The following is a 16,109-nucleotide window of genomic DNA, read 5'->3' on the forward strand; positions in this document are numbered from 1 at the left end:
GCGGCTATGCTCAAACAGGTTCGCGCCGCTTGCACGCCGCTCAATGTGTTGCTCGCCTATATTGCGCTGGTCTTCGCCATGGGTGGAGGCGCGCGCGATGACATCGCCTCGCTTGTGGTGCTGCGGCCGCTCTCGGTCGGAGTGCTGTTCTATGCGCTGGTGATCGCGCGCGGCGAAGCCATGAAGGCCAATCGCGTGCTGTTGGGGCTGGCCGGAGCTTGGACCGCGCTGGTTGCACTTCACCTCGTGCCCCTTCCCCCTGCCATCTGGCACAATCTGCCGGGCCGCGAGCTGGCTGTGGCGATCGACGAAGCGGCAGGCCTTACCGGCCAATGGCGCCCGATCAGCCTGGTCCCCTATCGCACTTTGAACAGCCTGCTGTCGCTGACTGTGCCGCTCGCCGGACTGGTTCTGGCGGTGCAATTGCCGCGCGATCAGCTGCGGATGAGCGCCTATGCCCTGCTCGCGCTCGGGATGGTGAGCGCCTTTGTCAGCCTGTTGCAAGTGAGCGGGGGAGGAGCGGGCAATCCGTTCTACTTCTACCGCATCACCAATGGCGATTCAGCGGTCGGCCTGTTCGCCAATCGCAATCACAACGCCATTCTGCTGGCGCTTTCGATTGTTACTCTGGGCGCGCTCGCGGCGCTCCACCGGCCCAGCCGAGAATGGCAGGTCCATTGGCGGCTTGTGCCTGGCGGGATGGCGCTGGCGCTGATCCCGTTCCTGATTATCACCCAGTCGCGCGCGGGGCTGGTGCTGGGCGTGCTGGCGCTGGGTGCATTCGCGTGGCTGCACCGCCCGCAGAACTCGCAATATGGCCGCGGGCAGACAAAACCGGCAATCAGCCCGCGCTTGATCGCAGGCGCTACCGCGGCGGCGGCGCTTGCCGGAGTGACCTACCTGTTCAGCGCGGGCAATGCCCTCGACCGGTTGATGACGGGCGGCGGGGGAGATGACGAGCTGCGACTCGCGATCTGGCCGGTGACGCTTGATCTGATCGCCCAGCACTTTCCGGTTGGTTCGGGCATCGGAACCTTTGTCGAAGTCTATGAAGCGGGAGAGCCTGCCTCCACTTTGGGGGCTTCCTATGTGAACCACGCGCATAACGACTTTCTCGAAGTGCTGATGACAGGCGGCTTGCCGACGGCCCTGATCGCGGCTGGCGGGGCAATCTACCTCCTCATCGCAGGCATTCGTGCGCTGCGTGAAGGCGGTGGAGCCGACGCTCCGCTGCGCCGGTTGGGCTTTGTAACTCTCGCCATTTTCGCTGCTGGCAGCCTTTACGATTACCCGGTGCGCACCCCCAGCCTCGCACTTCACTTCATTCTGGCTCTTGTTTGGATTGCGGGCCGCGAGGCGGCGGCTACCCAATCCAATCAACCGGCCAATCAAAAGGTTAGCCGGTCGTCCTCCGCGCTCAAGACTGCCGGAGGCTCTCATGCAGAAGCCGCGTGCTGAGCGCGCGGGAGACAGGGTCCAGTTCGATGAAACCACACCGCCAGACGCTCGCGCATTTTTCCGCCATCGCGCTTGCCGCCGCCTCGCTTTCGGCATGCGCCTCGACCCCGCCATTGGGCGGCGCGCCGGGGCTGTTGGTGGTGACCGCTACGCAATTGCCGCCGCCCGCTGCGGGAGAGGCGAATTTCGCCGCGCGGCCCTATCTCGTCGGCCCATTCGACAAGCTCGTCATCGACGTTTTCGGCATTGAGGAGTTGAGCGGGCGCGAGGTGCAGATCGACGCAAGCGGACGCGCCTCCTTCCCGCTGGTCGGCTCATTCGAGGCCGCGGGCAAGACCCCGCGCCAGATCGAAAGCGAGCTCGCGGCGGCACTGGCAGGCCAATACATTCGCGACCCGCAAGTGACCGTGAACCTTGAGGAGACGGTCAGCCAGGTCGTCACCGTTGACGGGCAAGTGCGCGAGCCCGGCCTTTACCCCGTGATCGGGCGGATGACGCTGATGCAAGGCGTCGCCACCGCCAGCGGCCTCACCGAATTCGCCAAGGTCGATGATGTGGTGATCTTCCGCGAGGCTGGGGGGCAGCGTTATGCCGCGCTCTACAATCTCGGCGCGATCCGGCGCGGAATTTACGGCGATCCGGAGATTTATGCGGGCGACATCGTGGTCGTGGGCGAATCGCATTCGCGCCGCATGTTCCGCGACATTCTCGCCGCCACCCCGCTGCTGACCGCGCCGATCATCGCGCTGCTCCAGAACAATTGAGGGGACGAGCGATGAACAACAACAACCTCATCCCGATGCGCGGCTCCGTCCAGATGGGCGCACCTGCTCTGCCGCCAGTGCCGACGCCGCAGCTCAATATGCGGCCAATCCTGGTTGAATATCTGAATATCCTTCAGCGGCGCAAATGGACCATCATGGCGGTGCTCGCCGCTGCTTTGATGGCGGCCTTGGTTATCACGCTGCTTACCCGCCCGACCTACACGGCGACCACGCAGGTTCAGGTCAGCCGCGATGAGAACAACGTCACCAATGTACAGGGCGTCGAATCCGAAAATGCCGGACGCGATCTGGAGTTTTACCAGACCCAGTACGAGCTGCTCGAGGCGCGTTCTTTGGCAGAGCGGGTGGTGCGGCGGCTTCGGCTGGATTCGAACGACAATTTCTGGGCCGCGCATGGCGTTGATCCGGAGGACCTGACTGCTGGTGATACCGCTCGTTCTGGCACCTCCAGCGCAGCGATTGCCAGCAGCACGGCAAGCGATCCGCGCGGCAACACCAACACTTTGGAACAAGCCGCAATCGCCACTCTGCTTGAGAATATCGCGATCAACCCCATTCGCGGCTCGGCACTGATCGACGTTGACTATTCCTCCTTCGACCCCGCTGTTTCGGCGCAGGTCGCCAATGCCTGGGTCGATGAATTCGTCGCGCAGTCGATCGCGCGCAAATACGATTCCACTGCAGAGGCACGCGGTTTTCTTGAACAACGGCTTGAGGAGCTGCGCGGGCGGGTGGAGGAATCCGAACGCGCGCTGGTTGATTTCGCCACCGCGCGCAACATCGTCACCATCACCAGCGATGCCGGCGGTCAAGGCACCGCGCAAATCCGCGAACGCACGCTTGCGGCGGAAAACCTGCAAGGCCTCAACCAGCAGCTGATCGAGGCCACCGGCGCGCGGATCGAGGCCGAAGCCGATTTGATCGGCAGCGGCTCTGCGCAGACCACAGCGACGCTTGCTGCCTTGCGCGAACGCCGCGCTTTGGCTGCCTCGGAACTGGCCGAATTGTCGGTCCAGTTTGAACCCGGCTACCCCCGGGTGATGGCTCTGCGCGAGCAGGTTGCAACGCTCGATGACGCTATCGCCAGCGAACAGTCGCGGATTTCGGGTGAGACGCGCGAACGCCTGCAATCGGCCCGCCTGCGCGAGGCCGATCTGCGCGCGCAAGTGAGCGGGCTTTCGGGCGAAGTGCTCTCGCAGCGCCGCGATGCGATCCAGTACAACATCTTCCAGCGCGAAGCCGACACCAACCGGCAGCTCTATGACAGCCTGCTCCAGCGCTACAAAGAGATCGGCGTTGCGGGCGTCTCGGCCAGCAATATCGCGGTGATTGATCGCGCCCAGGCCCCCGACAGGCCCTCCTCGCCCAATCTGATGCTCAATCTGGTGTTCGCGATGCTGGTGGGCGTGGTCGGCGCGGCGGGCACGGTGTTCCTGCTCGAACAAAGCAATGAAGGCCTGACCGATCCGAGCAAGGTGCAAGAATTGCTGGGCATCCCGCTGCTGGGCAGTGTCCCGCTGATCGCCGAACACGAAGACCCGCGCGAGCTGGTCGCCGACCCGAAGACCGAGATTTCGGAAAGCTACATCGCGATCCGCTCTGCGCTGGCCTTCACCACCGCGCATGGCGTGCCGAAAAGCTTCATGCTCGTCAGCTCGCAGCCGAGCGAGGGCAAGAGCATGAGCGCATTGGCGCTGGCGCTGGTCCTGGGCCGGATGGGCAAGAAGGTGCTGCTGGTGGATGCCGATCTGCGCAACCCGTCGGCGCATTCCTATCTGGGCACGCACCGCGAGAGTGGCTTGTCGAACTATCTGGCTGGCAATGACGATGTGCACGCGCTGATCCAGCAGGTGCGCGAGAATGTCGATCTGCTCGCCTCCGGCCCGACTGTGCCGAGCGCGGCTGAGCTTTTCTCCAGCGACAGGCTCACGCTGCTGATCCGGCAGATGGAGGGTGAATATGATCACGTCGTGGTCGATTCCGCGCCGATCCTCGGCCTCGCCGACGCGCCGTTGGTCAGCCAGACGGTTGAAGCGGTGCTGTTCGTTGCCGAGGCGGGCCGCGTATCTGCGCGCGGGCTAAACTCGGCGCTCGAACGCATGGCCGCCAGCAGCGCGCCAGTGGTCGGGGCGATCCTGACCAAGCTCGACCAGAAATCCTCGCTCTACGGTTATGGCTACAGCTACAGCTACGACTATACTTCCAGCGAAGAGCGGCAGCTTGAAAGCGCCTGAGGCTCCTCGAACTTTCGCCAGCCACGCGCCGGCAAAGGCGGGGCGGGCCCTGCGAAGGCGCGCGCTTTATGCGGGGCTCCTCCTAGCGCCGCTCGCGCTGTTCAGCTCGGCCTATTCGCTCGCCGTCGCGACCGACACGCGCCAGCCGCAATTCTCGCAGCAATTCTATCGCGGCCTGCCCAAGGCGAAGGCGCAGCTGGGCGATCTGGCGATAGCGAATGCGCTGAGCGATCCGGCAACCAGCGCGGCGCAGCAATCCGCCGACCTTGCACGCAACTTGCCTGACCGCGCACGGGCCATGATCGACGCCAAGGCGATGTCGGCGCTGATCGACACACCCTATGCCGCAGGAGCGCTGCGCCAGCTTGCCTTTCTGGAGCGCGATTCCGAGCGGCGGCACACTTTGCTCTCGCTGGCCAGGCAGATCACGCGGCGCGATGTCGGGGCGGCTGCGCAAATGGCCGAATTGCAGTTCCTCGACGGGGAATTCGCGCAAGGTCTGGCGACGCTCGATCAGGCACTGGTCATTTCCGCTTCGCTTGATGAGCGGATATTCCCGCTGATGCTGCGGGCCACCCAGAACCGCGAGTTCGCCGCGATTTTGCGCGAGGCGATGGCAGCCGATCCGGTGTGGGGCGAACGACTGGCCAGCCATGCCAGCACCAACCCTGCATCTGCGCCCTATTTCGCTGCAATCGCTGACGCATTGCCTTCGGACTCGCGCGGATTGTCGCTCGATTATGGCGCACCATTGGTGGCCGGACTGGCGGCGGAGGGTCGCGCCAGTGCCGCCTTTGCCGCTTACGCTGCCTATTCGGCCGGTGCGCAAGACGCCTCCGCCTTCGGCACTCGCCCGCTGGCCCCACTCGACTGGCAGTTGGTTGACCGTATCGAGGTCGGCGCAAGGCTGATCGGCACCGGCGACAAGGTGGCGGAGATCTTTGCCGGACCGCGCCGTTCTGGTGAGGTGGCGCAAATCCTGCTGCGCCTGCCGCGCGGCCAACACAGGATCGCGTTGCAGCTGGCCGATCCGCGCGGGTCGGGTGCGACATTGCACCTTGCGCGCATATGCATGACTGACGAAGCGGCCGGAGAGACTTCGACAAGCGCTGCTTACATTGTCGAAGGACGGATCGCGCTCAGCTTTGCAGTTGCCGAAGGCTGCACCTATCAATCGCTACGCCTCGAAATAGAAGCCAGCGCCGAAGCGTTCAGCGCATTGGTCGAAAGCGTCGCGCTCGAGCAGGTGGCAGCGTGAGAGTGCTCGCCATCATCCCTGCCCGGGGCGGCTCGAAGGGGTTGCCGGGTAAGAACCTGCGGCTTCTCGCTGGCGAGCCGCTCATCACATGGTCAATCCGCCATGCGCTTGGTTCGGCGTGTGTGACAGATACGCTGGTCAGCACCGATTGCCCCGAGATCGCCGATGCCGCGAGACAGGCGGGCGCGCTGGTCCCCTTCCTGCGCCCCGCCGACCTCGCCTCGGACTGCGCGGCAACCGAGCCGGTGATGCTCCACGCGCTTGCCGCGATGGAGGAGGCGGGCATGTCCTATGACGTTGTCGCGCTGCTCCAGCCGACCTCACCGCTGCGCAGCCCGGGCATGACCGACCGCGCCCTTGCGCAATTACAGAACGAAGGCGCCGATAGCTTGCTCTCGGTTACGCAAAGCCACGCCTTTTTCTGGCAGAACGACCCGGTCCGCGCGAGCTACGATTACCGCAACCGCCCGCGCCGTCAGGACATCGCGCCTGCCGAGCGCCACTACCGCGAAACCGGCTCACTTTACCTCACTCGCCGCGAGATATTGCTGCGCGAGCGCAACCGACTCGGCGGCAAGATCACCCTTTTCGAAACCCCCGAAAGCGAGAGCTTCGAAGTCGACAGTCTGACCGACTTCCGCCTCCTCGAAACCCTGATGAACGAGCCTGTCTGCGCATGATGATCGACAAGAACTTGCGACCCTTTGTGGTCTTTGCCGAGGAAGAGCTGCTGATTGCCCTGCGCAAGATCAGCGATAATCGCCGCGGCGCGGTGCTGTGCGTCTCGCAGTCAGGGCGGCTCGAAGGGGTGCTAACCGATGGCGACGTGCGCCGCTGGCTGATCGAATCCGCCCAATTCGATTTTGACGTCAGCGCGTTGCAGGTCGCCAATACCGGCTTCACCGCCGCGCGCGAAGGCATGTCCGAGGGCGAGATCGAGGCGATGTTCTCCGACCGGGTCAGCTTTGTCCCGGTGCTCGATGCGCAGGACCGGGTGGTGGCGGTCGCGTGGAAAGATGCACGCACGATCACGATCGGCGAGCGCGCGATTGGGCGCGATGAGCCCTGCTATGTGATCGCAGAGATCGGCAACAACCATAATGGCAGCCTCGACCTTGCGAAAAAGCTGATCGACCTTGCCGCCGAAGCCGGAGCCGATTGCGCCAAGTTCCAGATGCGCGACATGGCCTCGCTCTACAAGAATGATGGCAGCGCCAGCGACGACAGCGCCGATCTGGGGGCGCAATACACGCTCGATTTGCTGGCGCGGATGCAGCTTTCCAATGATGAGATGATCGAGGCTTTCGACCACTGCAAAAGCGCCGGCATCCAGCCGCTTTGCACGCCGTGGGACGAAGCCAGCCTCGCCGTGCTCGAGGATTACGGCATGCCCGCCTACAAGCTCGCATCGGCTGACCTCACCAATCACGAATTGCTCAGCGCGATGGCGCGCACAGGCAAGGTGCTGATCTGCTCGACCGGCATGTCGACCCAGGCCGAGATCGAGGATGCGGTCGCGGTCCTGCGGCCCCACGCCGCGCCCTATGTGCTGCTCCACTGCAACTCGACCTATCCCGCGCCGTTCAAGGACATCAACCTCGCCTTCATGGACACTTTGGGCAAGTATTCGAACGGGCTGGTCGGATATTCAGGGCACGAACGCGGATTCCACGTGCCGGTCGCTGCGGTCGCGCGCGGGGCCAAGGTGGTGGAGAAGCACTTCACCATCGACAGGGGGATGGAGGGCAACGATCACCGCGTTAGCCTGCTTCCTGATGAGCTGCGCGCCATGGTCGAACAGATCCGCGAGGTCGAAGCGGCGATGGGCACCAATGCACCGCGCATGGTGACGCAGGGCGAGATGATGAACCGCGAAGTGCTTGCAAAAAGCGTCGTCGCCGCGCGCCCGATTGCGGCAGGCGCAGTGCTTTGCGAAGAGGATCTCGCGGTGCGCAGCCCTGGTCAGGGCCTGCCGCCCTACCGCCTCAAAGAGCTGATCGGTCGGCCTGCCAAACAGGCCATGAAACCCGGCGACTTTTTCTACCCCAGCGATCTCGAAGACGGGCGCAGCAGCGCGCGGCCCTATCGGTTCAACCGCCGCTTTGGCGTGCCGGTGCGCTATCACGATTTCGAACGCATGGCCGAGGCGAGCAATCTCGACCTCGTTGAATTCCACTTCTCCTACAAAGACCTCGAAGTGGACATCGCCAAGGCGCTGGGCGGGCGCAAATTCGACATCGAACTGGTGGTCCACGCGCCAGAGCTTTTCGCGGGCGATCATGTGCTCGACCTGTGCTCACCCGATGCCGATTACCGCGCGCATTCGATCGCCGAATTGCAGCGTGTGATCGACGTGACGCGCGAGCTTGCCAAACACTTTGCCGATCACGGTCCGGTGCCGATCATCACCAATGTCGGCGGCTTCAGCGCAGACCGCGCTTTGCCCGAGGCGCAGAAGCCGGAAATGTATGCGCTGGTGGCCGAGGCCATCGCCTCGCTCGACTGCGACGGGGTCGAGATCATCCCGCAGACCATGCCGCCCTATCCGTGGCATTTCGGCGGGCAGCGGTTCCACAACCTCTTCATGCAAGCCGACGAGATCGCGGAATATTGCAAGGCCAACAGCGCCCGCATTTGCCTCGACATCTCGCACAGCGCGCTCGCGGCGACGCATGCGCGCGCCAGTTTCAAGCAATTCCTCGAAACCGTTGGTCCGTTCACCCGCCACCTGCATGTGGTCGATGCAGAGGGTGTCGATGGCGAAGGCCTGCAAATCGGCGAAGGCTCGATCGACTTTGCGATGGTCGCCGACGTACTCGACCGCACCGCCCCCGACGCCAGCTTCATCCCCGAAATCTGGCAGGGACACAAGGATAGCGGCGCGGGTTTCTGGACCGCGCTCGACCGGTTGGAAACATGTTTCTAGGCGACATCCCTCCCCGCCGGATCGGCCTGGTGGTCGATCATCCGCAGCGCGACCTCGATGGGCTGTGCCTGGTCGCGCAATTGCTCGCCGAGCGCGGGCATGAGACGGTGTTGCTGCCGTTCTACACCCAGCATTTCGACCTCCCCAATGTCGCGCTCGATGCGATTGTGCTGAACTATGTCCGGCCTGCCAATCTGGCACTGGCAAAGGCGGCCGCCGCGCGCGGGATCGCGCTGGTGGTGCTCGACACCGAAGGCGGGCTGATCCCCGAAAATGGCCCGACATCGGCCAAGGGCATTGCGCGCTTCCTGCGCTCATCCGGGCTCGACATGCAGCTGGCGCTCTACCTGTTCTGGGGTGAGCATCTGCGCGAGACTATTGCCGCCGAAACGCGGCTCGATCCGCAGCGATTGATCGTCACAGGATGCCCGCGTTTTGATCTGTCGCAGCCCAGTTACAGCCGCGCCCAGTTCAGAAAGGATCGCGTGCTGGTCAACACCAATTTCCCTGTTGCCAATCCCGCCCATAGCGGCGGCTCTTCGACCGATGCGAAGGCGATGGGCAGTGTCGGCTTCAGCGAGAGAGAAATCGCCGATCTGGCGATGATAGTGCGCGAGGCGATGGATAACATGATTGAGGCGGTGCGCGCGCTCGCTTGCGCCCGGCCAAAGCTGCACTTTGCCATCCGCCCTCACCCCTTCGAGCGTGCCGAGCCTTACAAACGAGCCTTCGCCGACCTCGCCAATGTCAGCATTGAGCGCGAAGGCACAGCCATGGAAGCGCTCGCCGGATCGCGGTGCCTGCTCCACATCAATTGCACCACCGCGATTGAGGCTGTCCTGACCAACGTGCCGCCGATCTCGCTCGATTTCGTCAATTCGGACAGGTTGGAGGCGATGGCCCGCTTGCCATCGCAGATCAGCCATCGCGCAGGGCATCTGGAGGCGGCATTGAACCTGATCGACAGGGCCGAGACACTGCCGCCGGGGCAAGCGCATGATTGCATCACGCCGTTCTTTGGCGCGCTCGATGGCAAGGCCGCGATCCGCGCTGCGGAGGTCCTGGCCAGTGCGCCGCTTCCCTCATCGGCGGGGAGCGAACGCCAACCGCTGCGGCGGCGCATCACCGCAAGTCTAGGTGCCGCCATCGGGTCGAGCGCAATCGAGGATCTGCGCCGCAAATTCAGTCCTGCCCGCAGCGCGAAGAGCTTCTCAGCCGAAGAAGTGCGCCGCCGGATCGAGCGCCTGGCCCGCGCCCACGGACAAGATCCCGCCAAAGTGGATCAGTTACGCTCGGGGCTGGGATTGCCAATCGAAGCGCTCAAACTTAGCCCTAGCCCTTCCCGCGAGGCGCATGAATTCAATGCCTTCGGCCCAAACGAGGACCCCCAGAATGCTAGACGGTAAATCCCTATTGATCACAGGCGGAACCGGTTCTTTCGGTAAGGCGTTTGTGCGGCGGGTACTCGAAGAATATCCTAAGATTGCCCGTCTCGTGATCTTCTCGCGCGACGAGCTGAAACAGTTCGAGATGCAGCAGGAATTCTCTCCGCAAGAACACCGGGCCTTGCGATATTTCCTCGGTGATGTGCGCGATGAGGCGCGGGTGCGACGGGCGATGCAAGGGATCGATTATGTCGTGCACGCGGCCGCGCTCAAACAAGTGCCCGCGGCCGAATACAATCCGTTCGAATGCATCAAGACAAATGTTCTGGGCGCGCAAAATGTGATCGAGGCTTGCCTTGACGCTGGCGTCAGCCGCGTGGTCGCGCTCTCGACCGACAAGGCCGCAGCCCCGGCCAATCTCTACGGCGCGACTAAGCTGTGTTCGGACAAGCTGTTTGTCGCCGCCAACAATATCCGTGGCAGCCGCAACTTGCGCTTCTCAGTCGTCCGATACGGCAATGTCATGGGCTCACGCGGGTCGGTGATCCCGTTCTTTCTGGCGCGTAAGGACAGCGGAACCCTGCCCATCACCGATGAGCGGATGACCCGGTTCAACATCTCGCTCGCCGAAGGTGTCGACATGGTGATGTGGTCTCTGGGTCACGCAAAAGGCGGCGAGATTTTCGTGCCCAAGATCCCCTCCTACCGGATCGGTGACGTGGCCGAAGCGATTGCGCCTGAGGCTGAAAAGACAATTGTCGGTATCCGTCCAGGCGAGAAGATTCATGAAGAGATGATCACGTCGAGCGACAGTTTCTCTACCGTCGATATGGGCCGCTATTACGCGATCCTGCCCGCCGGCGGAGAGGAGATCGTCGCGCAATATTGCGCAGAGAATGGCGGCGAGCCGGTGAAGCCGGGCTTTGTCTATAATAGCGGAACCAATCCCGACTTCCTCTCGGTAGAACAGCTGCGTGAACTGATTGCAGATGAACAGTCTGGTGCCGCGCCTCCACGCCCGATGATGCAGGCAATCGCGCGCAAGCCCGCTGGGCAGCCCGGCGCGAATGGTGCGCGCGCGACCAACGGATCGGCCACGATAATGCCGGTCAGCGCGACTGCGAATTGATTGATTGCCGGCCAATGCAAAAGGTCGCCAGCCTCGACACTTTACCCGCCGGCGAAACTGACCCCGGCAACAGCCATATCCCCTATAGCCGCCAGCAAATCGGCGCGGCTGATATTGCGGCTGTCACTGATGTTCTGACCTCGGATTACCTGACGCAGGGGCCCGCAGGACCAGCCTTCGAAACCGCCTTTGCCGCCCGCCATGCGGTTGCCCATGCTGTCGCGGTGTCGAATGCGACGGCGGCGCTGCACATTGGTTGTATGGCTCTAGGGATCGGGCCGGGAAGCCGGGTGTGGACCAGCCCGATCAGCTTTGTCGCCAGCGCCAATTGCGCGCTTTTTTGCGGCGCGCAGGTCGATTTCGTCGATATCGATCCGGCAACGCGCAACATGTCCGTCGAAGCCTTGCGTGCAAAACTCGAACTGGCCGAGGCCAAGGGGACGCTGCCCGACCTGCTGATCCCGGTGGATTTCGCCGGGTTTCCTTGCGACCTCGCCGAGATGCGGTCGCTGGCCGACCTCTATGGCTTTCGAATCTTGCAAGATGCCAGCCATGCAACCGGAGCCGAATATCGCGGATCACCGGTCGGCAGCCACTATGCCGATGCCTGTGTCTTCAGCTTTCATGCCGTCAAGATTGTAACAGCTGCCGAAGGGGGCATGATCGTCACGCAAGATGATGCCCTCGCCGAGCGGCTGCGCCTGCTGCGTTCTCACGGCGTCACTCGCGATCCCGACGTCATGGAACGTCCGGACGAGGGGGCGTGGCACTACGAACAGACGGCGCTTGGTTACAATTACCGGCTCACAGATCTGCAGGCAGCCCTGGGCCTGTCGCAATTGCGGCAGATGGATGAATGGCGCAGCGCTCGCGCAGAACTGGCCGCGCGCTATGATCGGCTGTTTGCCGATGCGCCACTGCGCCTGCCCGCGCAGCAGCCGGATCGCAAATCCGCTTGGCACCTCTATGCCGTTGAGATCGATGCGGAGCGAGCGCCCCCGCGCAAGGCTGTGTTCGATGCAATGCGAGCAGCCAATATCGGGGTGAACGTCCATTACATCCCGATCCACACCCAACCCTATTATGCTCGCCTGGGCTTCTCCCAAGGCGATTTCCCAGCGGCAGAGGCCTATTACGCCCGGGCGCTTTCACTGCCGCTTTTCCCCGCATTGAGCGCCCAGCAGCAGGACCGGGTGGCCGATACGCTGTTGAAGCTGGTGGAATAAGGCGGTGGGCGGAAATCTCGCGATTATCCCCGCGCGCGGCGGCAGCAAGCGGATCGCGCGCAAGAACATCCGCCACTTCGCCGGACGTCCGATCCTGTGCTGGAGCATCGAGATCGCACAGAAAAGCGGCTTGTTCGACCAGATCATGGTCAGCACCGATGACGAGGAGATCGCAGAGGTTGCGCGCGAGGCGGGCGCCGAGGTGCCGTTCATGCGCTCGGGCGAGGCGGCCGATGACCACGCCCCGATTGCAACGGTCTTGCGCGAGGTGATCGGCAGCTATTCCGCAAACGACCGAATCTTTGACCGGATTTGCTGCCTGTTCGCCACCGCCCCCTTCATCGAGGCGGAGGATTTGAAAGCGGGGTTTGACCTGCTCGACAATAGCGAATTCGAAGTCGTTATCCCCGTCGCGCGCTTTGCCTATCCGATCCAGCGCAGCCTCTCGCGAAGCGGGGCCGGGCGGGTGCTGCTCAATCATCCCGAGCACGCCGACACACGCTCACAGGATCTGGCCGAGGCCTATCACGATGCCGGTCAATGGATCTGGCTCAATCCGGCCTACCTCTCTCGCGTGCAGCCACTGCTAGGCCCGGCCACCGGCTCGGTCGTTATCGACTCAAGCCGGGTCGAGGATATCGACACCGAAGAAGACTGGCGCCGCGCCCAGTGGAAATTTGAACGGCTGCAACAAGAAGAAGCCACGCTGTGACGCGGCTTTATCAGCGCCTGCCCGCGCTCGAGGCCAGCTTGAACGGCTATTCACTGCGCTGCGTTCAGGATACCGATATCGAAGCGATCCGCCGATGGCGCAACGCGCAGATGGAGGTGCTACGCCAAGCCGCGCCGATTTCATCGCTTGAGCAGGAGCAATATTTCGCGCGCACGATCTGGCCGCAAATGGAACTCGAGCGACCCCGGACCATTCTGGCCGCGATCCTGCAAGGCGATCGTGCGATTGGCTATGGCGGTCTCGTCCACTGCGCATGGGAGCATAAGCGGGCAGAGATCTCGGCCTTGTTCGCGCCAGAAATCGCCCGTGATCGCTCCGCCTATCGCGCCGCCTTGTTGGCCTTTCTGGAGATGATCCGCGAGACCGGATTTATGAGGCTGGGCTTTAACCGCCTGACTCTGGAGACCTACGATATCAGACCGTTTCATATCGGCGTTCTGGAAGAGGCCGGTTTCCAGCTTGAAGGGCGGCTGCGCGACCATGTGGTGATCGACGGAAAGGCAACCGACAGCCTGCTTCATGCCGCTTTGGCGAAAGATCAGCAGGCGGCAGGTGGGCGGATCACCTCATGCGCGACCCGTTCGATCCGCGTGCCGGCAACGGGCGGAGTGTAGGCTCCGACATCAAGGCCCAGCCGCGCTTTGATCGCCCAAATTGCGTCGGTGAAACCCAGCCGGTGGCGAAAGCCCACAGTGCTCGAAAACCTCGGGTTGATCTCGAATATGACGGGCGTGCCCGCATCCATCCGCAGCTGAATATTGATCGACCCTTCCAAGTCGAGCGCCTCGGCCACTTGCTCGCATGCGAGGGTCAGGCGCGCATCATGCACCACCTCACCCCTGCCGGTCAGGCCGCCCTGAAGGCGCCTGCGAAAACAGAGCGAGCGCGTTGCCTTCGCACCAAAACGCGCGACACCGCACGTATACTCGCTTGCCTCGTCCTTGAGCCAGCGCTGCCACAGATTGCCGCGATAGTCGCCGGCAAGCGCGTCAAACTCACCCCGCGCGACAAAGCGCAGACCCTTGCTGCCCTGCCCGCTGCGCGGTTTGATAATGCAGTCAAAATGGCCCGGCTCGTCCTCGCCCACGATCCCGCTTTCGGGCACCGCCAGCCCCGCCTGACCAAGCACCTGCGCCGTCACCAGCTTGTCCAAACCTGTGCGAACCGCCGTGGCATTGGCGCTGATGATCGCAGCGCCCGCTAGCTCACCTGCAAGCATATCTTCCGCGCTCAACCGGGCCAATTCGGCCTCGGCAAGCGGGATCACATGGCGCGCGCCGGTCACAGCGATCAGCGATTCGAGCGCGGCGAGAAAATCAGGTGCATCGGCGCGCGGCAAAGTGTGAAAGCTATCGACAAACTCCGCCCCCACTGCGCCCGCGTCGCAATCCGCGCCTATGATCGCGGCGCCGGGCAAGGCTTCGCGCAGCACTCTGGCCAGCGCGATTCCGATGTCGCCGCCTGCGCCAGTCAACAAGATCGGGCCTGCGATCACGCTTGCAGGCCCATGCGCTTGCGGGTGAGCGGATTGCTGAGCGCTTTCAGGCCCGGATCACGGCGGCGGCATTCGGCAAGCAGCCCATGGACCTGAAATTCGGTCCTGCGAAAAGCCGTTGCTCCGGTTTCGGCATGGAAGATCGCCCATGACGCGAGCCCGCCAATATCGCGCGGTTGGCCGACCGATCCGGGGTTCAGGATTGCTGGCCCGCCCGCTCCAACCCGCATGAACGGATAATGCGTGTGGCCGAGCCAGATTGCGTCGGCGTCAACGCCATGGGTCAGCCGGTCAAACCGCGCCGTCGGGGCATCGGGATAGATATAGGCGTCCGGATCAAAGGTCGCGCCATGCGCGAGGTGGATGCGATACTCGCCCAAAGTGATGTCGCGGCTGACAGGGTGGGCGGCGAGCCAGTCCCATTCGGCCTGCCCCAACTGATCCAGCGCCGCGTCGATGGCCGAGCCATATTGGCCGCGATAGGCATCGCGCGCCGACGGGTCATCGCGCGCAGCAAGCGCCATCCGGTCGTGATTGCCCTGAATACCAACGCAATCAAATGCGCTCAGCGCCTCGATCACGGCGCGCGGTTCGAAGTAATAGCCGACATAATCGCCCAGCAGGATGAGCCGCTCGATTCCCTCGGCGCGCACCTCTGCCAGAACGGCATCGAGCGCGTCGATATTGGCGTGGATGTCAGACAGAACCGCGACCTTCATGGCGCGAAGCCGCATTGGCGAAGGATATCGCGAGCAACCTCGTGCGGGGATCGAAGGGCGGCGCGCGGAGCGGCATTGGGATCGCCTTCCTCACGCAGCCTTTGCTGCATCTTCGTGGCGATCACTCCGGGCTGAATGATATGGGCGGTGACAAAGTCATTCTCTGCCTCGAACACCCGCCACGCCATCGCCGCGGCGGCTTTGCTCGCACAATAGGCCCCCCAATTCGCAATCGGTCGCAACGCAGCCCCGCTCGAGATATGGACCACGTCGAGCGGCACTGTCCGGCTGCGCGCAATTTGCGCAAGCGCACGGGCAATGGCCAACGGGCTTGTGACATTCACTCTCATCGCTTCGTCCATCTTCGCCTTGAAATCGGCATCCTGCGCCGCGCCATGCGGCAGAACAGCTGCGATATCGAAGAAGGTGATGCGCGAGAATTCGAGATCGCTCAGCATCGGACCCACAATCGCAGGCCAGTTATGCGGCCGCGACAAATCAGCGGTGATCTGGTCCAGCGGCCCATCCGCGATCGGGCCGCGCGCGATGGCGATGCAGACGATCTGCTCGCCCGCAACTCCGCCCGGCCTCTCGCCTTGCACTTCGGAGAGGACCTCGCAAATGGCCTTGCCCAGCCCGCTGCCGGCACCGGTTATGATTGCAAGCCTGCTCATGGGCGCTGCCTCGCGCGATTATGTCCATTGCCGATGTTGGTCTCGTTGCAATCACGCGCGCCGACGAAGAGTGAAGGCAGGAGAATT

General features: G+C 63.3%; 14 protein-coding genes. 11 read left to right on the forward strand and 3 right to left on the reverse strand.

Features of this window, described 5'->3' with window-relative positions:
• Positions 1-6: 6 nt before the first annotated feature.
• The 11 genes from Q0887_RS11870 to Q0887_RS11920 are packed head-to-tail and all read left to right on the forward strand — an operon-like array spanning position 7 to position 13,748.
• Positions 7-1,458 (forward strand): O-antigen ligase family protein, encoded by a 1,452-nt coding sequence (locus tag Q0887_RS11870; protein ID WP_299195652.1) that lies wholly within the window; start codon positions 7-9, stop codon positions 1,456-1,458.
• Between the two features lie 26 nt (positions 1,459-1,484).
• On the forward strand, positions 1,485-2,222 hold the full coding sequence (locus tag Q0887_RS11875) for a polysaccharide biosynthesis/export family protein (RefSeq protein WP_299195654.1): 738 nt from the start codon (positions 1,485-1,487) through the stop codon (positions 2,220-2,222).
• Between the two features lie 11 nt (positions 2,223-2,233).
• On the forward strand, positions 2,234-4,477 hold the full coding sequence (locus tag Q0887_RS11880) for a polysaccharide biosynthesis tyrosine autokinase (RefSeq protein ID WP_299195656.1): 2,244 nt from the start codon (positions 2,234-2,236) through the stop codon (positions 4,475-4,477).
• Complete coding sequence (locus Q0887_RS11885) at positions 4,464-5,735, forward strand: hypothetical protein (RefSeq protein WP_299195658.1); 1,272 nt, start codon at positions 4,464-4,466, stop codon at positions 5,733-5,735. Before Q0887_RS11880 ends, Q0887_RS11885 begins: the two co-directional genes overlap by 14 nt.
• Complete coding sequence (locus tag Q0887_RS11890) at positions 5,732-6,415, forward strand: acylneuraminate cytidylyltransferase family protein (RefSeq protein ID WP_299195660.1); 684 nt, start codon at positions 5,732-5,734, stop codon at positions 6,413-6,415. The genes Q0887_RS11885 and Q0887_RS11890 overlap by 4 nt, the downstream gene beginning before the upstream one ends.
• The gene (locus tag Q0887_RS11895) at positions 6,412-8,661 is read left to right on the forward strand and encodes an N-acetylneuraminate synthase family protein (RefSeq protein WP_299195661.1); all 2,250 of its coding nucleotides are present in this window, start codon (positions 6,412-6,414) and stop codon (positions 8,659-8,661) included. Before Q0887_RS11890 ends, Q0887_RS11895 begins: the two co-directional genes overlap by 4 nt.
• Complete coding sequence (locus tag Q0887_RS11900) at positions 8,652-10,067, forward strand: surface carbohydrate biosynthesis protein (RefSeq protein WP_299195663.1); 1,416 nt, start codon at positions 8,652-8,654, stop codon at positions 10,065-10,067. Before Q0887_RS11895 ends, Q0887_RS11900 begins: the two co-directional genes overlap by 10 nt.
• On the forward strand, positions 10,054-11,175 hold the full coding sequence (pseB, locus tag Q0887_RS11905; protein ID WP_299195666.1) for a UDP-N-acetylglucosamine 4,6-dehydratase (inverting): 1,122 nt from the start codon (positions 10,054-10,056) through the stop codon (positions 11,173-11,175). The genes Q0887_RS11900 and pseB overlap by 14 nt, the downstream gene beginning before the upstream one ends.
• A gap of 14 nt (positions 11,176-11,189) precedes the next feature.
• Positions 11,190-12,401, forward strand: a complete 1,212-nt coding sequence (pseC, locus tag Q0887_RS11910; RefSeq protein ID WP_299195668.1) for a UDP-4-amino-4,6-dideoxy-N-acetyl-beta-L-altrosamine transaminase — start codon at positions 11,190-11,192, stop codon at positions 12,399-12,401.
• A gap of 4 nt (positions 12,402-12,405) precedes the next feature.
• Positions 12,406-13,113 (forward strand): pseudaminic acid cytidylyltransferase, encoded by a 708-nt coding sequence (pseF, locus tag Q0887_RS11915; protein ID WP_299195670.1) that lies wholly within the window; start codon positions 12,406-12,408, stop codon positions 13,111-13,113.
• Complete coding sequence (locus tag Q0887_RS11920) at positions 13,110-13,748, forward strand: GNAT family N-acetyltransferase (RefSeq protein ID WP_299195672.1); 639 nt, start codon at positions 13,110-13,112, stop codon at positions 13,746-13,748. The genes pseF and Q0887_RS11920 overlap by 4 nt, the downstream gene beginning before the upstream one ends.
• On the opposite strand, the gene Q0887_RS11925 is transcribed toward Q0887_RS11920, so the two are convergent.
• From Q0887_RS11925 to Q0887_RS11935, 3 genes are read right to left on the reverse strand one after another with little or no spacing between them, the layout of a single operon-like run.
• Entirely contained in the window at positions 13,673-14,629 is a 957-nt protein-coding gene (locus Q0887_RS11925) for an ATP-grasp domain-containing protein (protein ID WP_299195674.1), read from the reverse strand. The two genes, Q0887_RS11920 and Q0887_RS11925, sit on opposite strands and share 76 nt — an antisense overlap.
• Positions 14,626-15,363: a metallophosphoesterase family protein gene (locus Q0887_RS11930; protein ID WP_299195676.1), complete on the reverse strand. Its 738-nt coding sequence runs from the start codon at positions 15,361-15,363 to the stop codon at positions 14,626-14,628. The genes Q0887_RS11925 and Q0887_RS11930 overlap by 4 nt, the downstream gene beginning before the upstream one ends.
• A complete protein-coding gene (locus Q0887_RS11935) occupies positions 15,345-16,022 on the reverse strand; it encodes an SDR family NAD(P)-dependent oxidoreductase (RefSeq protein ID WP_299195678.1) in 678 nt (225 codons plus the stop codon). The genes Q0887_RS11930 and Q0887_RS11935 overlap by 19 nt, the downstream gene beginning before the upstream one ends.
• Between the last annotated feature and the right edge of the window lie 87 nt (positions 16,023-16,109).

Source organism: uncultured Erythrobacter sp., assembly GCF_947492365.1.
Taxonomy (GTDB): Bacteria; Pseudomonadota; Alphaproteobacteria; order Sphingomonadales; family Sphingomonadaceae; genus Erythrobacter.